We start from the raw sequence: 5,876 nt of genomic DNA, 5'->3' as shown, positions 1-5,876 counted from the left end.
TGGCCGCCTCACGTCTACGCCAAACCGGCTCTGAGCTGCAGGTCTGCCGTACACCACTCTGCCGGACGCAACTCTGCGCTGGCAGAGAAACGCTGCCCTGCTCGGGGTTGGACTCCTGGCGGATCAACCTTGCCGCGGAGAACATGTGGGTCTGCGGCGGCAGCCGGTAGCCCGCCGAGTACGTGCTCACCGCCCGCATCACTTCGTCCTCCTGCGTGCGGATCAGCCGACGACACCCCGCCGGCTCCGGCGCGTGCCGTACCGGCGTTCAGCGCGGGCGGCCGTCTCCCGGCGAGATCGGTAGCGCGACGGCGTCCGCACTGCCAATCGGAGTGGCGGAGTGCGCCGGTGGCGGCCGGTCGTTGGCCGGTACCCGCGAGTAGAGACGGCCCTGCCCCGCCGGGCCCGATCGCCCGGTCACCACGCAGGTGATCAGATGAACCGGCGGGGGTGGCGCGACGAATCGGCCCGGACCCCAGCGCACCCAGATCGAGATACGGCCCGCCGCCGCCTCCGCCAGCAGCTTCTCCACGGTACGACGCCGGTCGGTGTGGTCCACCTCGATGACGACGGGCGGACCGGTCGGCCGGGCACAGGCCACGTCGAGTACGGAGTACTGCCCGGACAGCGGCGGGGGCAGCGGCAGGACGCTGGATGCCCGCCGATAGACCCGCCAGCCCGCAGCACGACCCCAACCGACCACCGAGTCGATGATCAGCGCGGTCACCTGGTCGGTCGTGGCGTCCCGGAAGGTCAACTCGTCCAGCCGGCGGACGAGCGACGCGGCGACCCACTCACTGTCGTCGGCGACGTGCATGGCCGGCAGCGTAGCGCGTGACGGTTGCGCGACCAGGCCTGACCTTCCGTCGCCGGACTCCCACCTGCACCGCCTGCGATCGGCTGGCGTGGCGGTGGGTTGTCGCGCCCGGCGGAACAAGCAGGTGGGGGCAACCTGGGCCCATCCGTCCTCCGCGGTGGCATGGCGTACGGGGACACGTAGGCGCCGCCACGTCGCTCACCGAGCAGCGCCGTCCAGCCGGTGTCGTTCGATCGGCGGTCCCACACCCTGGAGCCCTATCTGTGCAGGGTGTCTTCCGGTCGTCGCACATCGTCCAGCTCAGGAGTTGCCTCAACAGTGCCGGTCCGCACTGGTCAGGGGCGCGTAGCGCGAGGCCGGCGGCACGTACGCCACCGGCGCTGCCGCCGACCGGACGATGCTGGTTGGCGTGGTGGGTGCTGCGGCGCCCGACGCAGCCTCTTCTCCGATGCTCGATCCGCCTGGTTGTCGAGTCGGGAGGGCAACACTACTTCGAGCCGAACAACCCCTCTTGCGCCTCTCCCCCTGGCTCACGCCTGGGCTGCACGGGCCGAACGAGGGCCACACGATCGGCGTCGACAGCCGAAAAGCCCGGGCACCGCGACCGGGCCTGGCCGGACAACGTCCCGGGTCAGTGATGAAAAGCAGCCGATGTCAGTGCACCGGGTCGCGTTGCGCAGGGGGCACTACCCGAACTGGTCGCGGCGGCGTGTCAGGTAGGCGGTCTCGGCAGTGTTGCCCGCCAGTTCGATGGCTTTGTCGTACGCCGCGCGCGACTTCTGGCTACGGCCCAGCCGGCGCAGCAGCTCGGCACGGGTCGCGTGATAGGCACGGTAGCCGGCCAGGTTGTGCTCAAGCCGGTCAACGGCCGCCAGTGCCACCTCCGGCCCGTCAAGCTCGGCGACCGCGATGGCCCGGTTGAGGGCGATGATCGGTGAAGGGTCGAGACGGACAAGCTGGTCATAGAGGGCGACGACCTGCGACCAGTCGGTGTCGCGGACGTCGCGGACGCAGGTGTGCACAGCGTTGATCGCGGCGAGGATCTGGTAGCGGCCCGGCGCCACCCCGGCGGCCAGGCGTTCGCGCACCAGCCGATGGCCCTCGGCGATCAGCGCCGCGTCCCAGGCCCCGCGGTCCTGCTCGTCGAGGGTGACCAGTTCGCCGCTGGTCGAGACGCGGGCGGCGCGGCGGGCCTCGGTAAGCAGCATCAGCGCCAGCAGCCCGGCCACCTCACCGTCGTCGGGCAGGAGAGCACGGATCAGGCGAGTGAGTCGGATCGCCTCGGCGGTCAGGTCCTGACGTACGGGATCGGTGTCGGGTCCGGTCGCCAGGTAGCCCTCGTTGAACACGAGGAAGAGCACGGCGAGTACGCCGGACACGCGCGCCGGGAGATCCTCCGCCGACGGCACGCGATACGGGATGCGAGCCGCCTTGATCTTGGCCTTCGCGCGGGTGATCCGCTGCCCCATGGCGGTCTCCTGTACCAGAAAGGCGCGGGCGATCTCGGCCACGGTCAGACCGCCGACCATGCGCAGCGTCAGCGCCACGCGGGTCTGCATCGCGAGCGCCGGGTGACAGCAGGTGAAGATCAGCCGGAGCCGCTCGTCGTCGATGGCGCCGAGAGGCTCGGGCGGGTCGTCGGACAACAGCTGAGCCTCCTTCTGCTTGTCGTCGCGCTTGTTCTCGCGCCGGATCCGGTCGATAGCCTTGCGGCTGGCGGTGGTGGTCAGCCAGGCACCGGGGTTGGGGGGTACGCCGTCGGCCGGCCACCGCTCGACGGCGGTCGCAAACGCCTCGGCCGCCGCCTCCTCGGCGATGTCGAGGTCACCGAAACGCCTGGTCAGTGCGGCGACCACCCGCGCCCACTCCTCCTGATGGGCCCGGGTGATCGCCTGGCGGACGTCGACCACGCTCACAGGACCGGCCGCACCTCGACCTTCCGATTGCAGTGCTTCGACCCCTCGGCGGCGAGCTTGAGCGCCACGTCCAGGTCGGGCGCCTCGATGATCCAGAAGCCGATGATGTACTCCTTCGACTCCAGGAAGGGCCCGTCGGTGAACAGCGCCTCCTCACCCCGGTTGTCGATGACGGTGGCTGAGCTGGGCGCCGCGAGGCCACCGGCGAAGACCCAATGACCCTCCGCCTTGAGCCGGTCGTTGAACACGTCGATGGCGGCCATCTCGTCCGGGGTGGCGAGGCCGGCCGTGTCGTCGATCACGGAAACCAGGTACTGCATCTGGGATCATCTCCTGTGGTTCGGGGTACCCCTCGTGGGCGGCCACTCACCCCTGCAACGAACACTGCGCCCTCGATCCGACAACGCCTCCCGGACTTTCTGAGAACTTTCTGGTGTGCCGGCCTCGCTGGTCCGAGGCGCCCTTAGAGAACGTCCGCTCGTGCCGCCGATCGGGCGTTTCGGACCTATGGCGCCGCCCGGCGTGCGATCGTGCCGACGTGAGTGCAAGCAGGCTCGCCGGCCCAGCTCACCCTACGTTCGCGATAGCCGCGATGGCGGCGTGTGGCCGATGAGGGCCGTCGCTGGGCCGCTGCAGGCGCTCAACTTCCATGAAGCCGGCTCCCGTCAGTCGCTCGGAGAACTCGTCAACGGGCCAGCGATAGGCGGTCACGACCTTGTGGTCGAAGGCGGCGACCTCGTCATCGACGAAAAGACCGATCACTAACGTTCCGGCCGGGGCCATTACTCGCCGGAACTCAGCGAGCACGACGTCGAGATCTTGCGGCGGTAGATGGATCAACGAGCCCCAGGCCAGGATGCCGGCGATGGAGTGGTTGACAACGGAGAGATTTTCCATCGACCCGAGTTGGTACCTACCGCTCGGGTGGGCTGCCCGCGCATGGGCGATGAACTCGGGGACCATGTCGATTCCCGTTGCGTCGACGCCCAGCGAGCGAAGGTAATCGGTGATATGGCCAGGCCCGCAGCCCAGGTCGAGTACCGTGCCAGGTCGGCCCGCCAGATGGCGCCCGATGAAGGCGAGGTCGTCGGCGTGTACCTGCTGACGTGTACCGAACAGCCCGATGTAGAGCTCCGCGACGGACGCGTATGCCTGCCGGACCTGCTCCATGTTCACCCCGTGACTCTATGAGCTCTCGGATCGGCAAAGCAGGCCCGGGGCCGGCACGGGGAAGCACTTGGTTCTCGCGGTGCCCGCATCCGGTCGATCCGAGGGGTGTCCGGCCACAGCAGGACCTCCTGCGGTCTCACCGACGCGCGACGATCAACCTCCAGAGGGAAGCCGACAGGTCGCCGCGATCCACCGGCCCAGTCATGTCACGGGTCGGGTCCACGAGGAGCAGACGTGCCAGGACGACGCCGAGCGCGGGAGCGCTGGCGTCCGATCGGCGCCGGCGATCTCGTCGTCGGCCGAGACGAATCGCCGCTCTGCGCCCACTCGACGAGAGTGCGCGTCTTCCAGCACAGCCGACCGCCGTCTTCCATCGTCGTCCGGCCAGTCGACGACGGGAAGCTGAGGCAGGCCGAGCCGGTGGGGCGAGTATTTCAGCGCTTCGGGGCTGCGAACCGGAGCATGGCCCGGTACATCCGGCGCGGCGTTGGCGGGTCCGGCAGGGGTGCAGCAGTCGTCGCGGCGCAGGCCTGGAGGAAGTGGGCGACCAGCCGGGGCGAGGTTTCAGGTGCGGCGTCGGCGGTGGCGGCGAGGACGCCGGCGTTGGCCATCAGGAACATGACCATGTCCTCGGCGACGAAGTCTGCGCGCAGCCGGCCCGCATCCTCGGCGCGCGTGATGAGGGTCATGAAGTCGGCGAATGAACGGTCACCCGCGCCCCAGTAGTTTCCGCTCAGCTTCGCTTTTAACCTTTGCCTGCGGTCGTTCCCTGAGTTGACCGCGGGTGTTGCCGTTCGTTGGACAGCGGAACGGCCTTGGCGTGATCATGTGCGTTGCTGAGGCACCCATGATCGACACCAAGGCCGTGAGGTTGAGTTTGCTGGATGATGCCGCCCGCGTCGAGGCCCGGGCCGAGTTGTCCCGGTTCCGCCGCGATTTCTATGCCTGCCTGACCTCCCGGTCGGACGTGCTGTTCGAGCTGGCGGACGCGGTGCTGTGTACCACAGGGCCGGTCGTGTCACTGGCTGAACTGTCGCTGGAGGCAGTGCACCGGCGCGGGCACGGCGCGATGTACGACGCGCTCGCCCACGGCCGAATCGCCGTATCCCGGCTGCGGATGGCCTTGGCCGGGCTTGTCCTCCCGCGCGGGCAGGACGGGCAGTTGTCCATCGCTGTGGATGTCACCCCGTGGCCGCGCCCGGATGCCGAGTGTTCCCCGCAGCGCCTGCACTGTCACCGCCCGTGCCGCTGCGACGGAACTCGCCAGACCATCCCCGGCTGGCCCTACCAGGTCGCCTCCGCTCTGGGCGGCGGCCGCTGCTCCTGGACCGGGCCGCTGGACGCGGTCCGCATCGGCCCCGCCGAAGACCCCACCGAGGTCACCGCTACCCAGATCCGCGACCTGCTCGCCCGGTTACGCGAGGCCGGGCAGTGGCGCGAGGGCGACCCGCCCGTGCTGTTCGTGCTGGACTCCGGCTACGACCTGGTACGCCTGACCTGGCTGCTGAGTGAGGAGCCGGTGCGGCTGCTGGGGCGCATCCGCGCCGACCGGGTGATGCACGCCCCGGCGGGCCGACGCCGAGGCGACCGACCCGGGCGGCCGCCGAAGCACGGGGCTGCCTTCCGCCTGACCGACCCGGCCACCCACCCGGCACCCGCCCAGGAGTCGACCGGCCACCACGACCGGTTCGGCAGGATCGTTGCCCGTTGCTGGGGCCGGCTGCACCCGAAGCTGGAACGGCGCGGCGCCTGGGCCAACCACGAAGGCGAGGTCCCGATCGTGGAGGGAACCCTCGTCCACCTGGCCGTGGAGTGCCTGCCCGGCAACCGGAACCCCAAACCGCTGTGGCTGTGGCACAGCGACCCCGACGCCGCCGTACACGACGTCGACCGCCTGTGGCGGATCTACCTCAGAGGGCGGTTACGGAGATTGTGTCCCTTTCGGGGCCAAAGCAAACATGCCGGGCTCGTTT

The 5,876-nt window shown here is 69.7% G+C and carries 6 protein-coding genes; 1 reads left to right on the top strand and 5 read right to left on the bottom strand.

All coding sequences use genetic code 11. The annotated features are described in order from the left end of the window. Positions 1 to 268: 268 nt before the first annotated feature. The 5 genes from V6U90_RS32230 to V6U90_RS32210 all read right to left on the bottom strand — a co-directional run bounded on the left by V6U90_RS32230 (position 269) and on the right by V6U90_RS32210 (position 4,592). Entirely contained in the window at positions 269 to 817 is a 549-nt protein-coding gene (locus V6U90_RS32230; protein ID WP_334444769.1) for a hypothetical protein, read from the bottom strand. A gap of 686 nt (positions 818 to 1,503) precedes the next feature. Beyond that, entirely contained in the window at positions 1,504 to 2,727 is a 1,224-nt protein-coding gene (locus tag V6U90_RS32225; protein WP_334444771.1) for an RNA polymerase sigma factor, read from the bottom strand. Between the two features lie 2 nt (positions 2,728 to 2,729). After that, positions 2,730 to 3,053, bottom strand: a complete 324-nt coding sequence (locus V6U90_RS32220; RefSeq protein WP_334444767.1) for a YciI family protein — start codon at positions 3,051 to 3,053, stop codon at positions 2,730 to 2,732. Between the two features lie 247 nt (positions 3,054 to 3,300). Then, on the bottom strand, positions 3,301 to 3,909 hold the full coding sequence (locus V6U90_RS32215) for a class I SAM-dependent methyltransferase (RefSeq protein ID WP_334444765.1): 609 nt from the start codon (positions 3,907 to 3,909) through the stop codon (positions 3,301 to 3,303). A gap of 428 nt (positions 3,910 to 4,337) precedes the next feature. After that, positions 4,338 to 4,592, bottom strand: a complete 255-nt coding sequence (locus V6U90_RS32210; protein WP_334444763.1) for a hypothetical protein — start codon at positions 4,590 to 4,592, stop codon at positions 4,338 to 4,340. Between the two features lie 158 nt (positions 4,593 to 4,750). Here V6U90_RS32210 and V6U90_RS32205 point away from each other — a divergent pair. Beyond that, on the top strand, positions 4,751 to 5,876 hold a 1,126-nt coding region (locus V6U90_RS32205), incomplete at its 3' end, for a transposase (RefSeq protein WP_334444761.1).

The organism is Micromonospora sp. CPCC 206060, assembly GCF_036906895.1.
Lineage (GTDB): Bacteria > Actinomycetota > Actinomycetes > Mycobacteriales > Micromonosporaceae > Micromonospora.
This window is presented reverse-complemented; position numbering and strand designations above follow the sequence as displayed.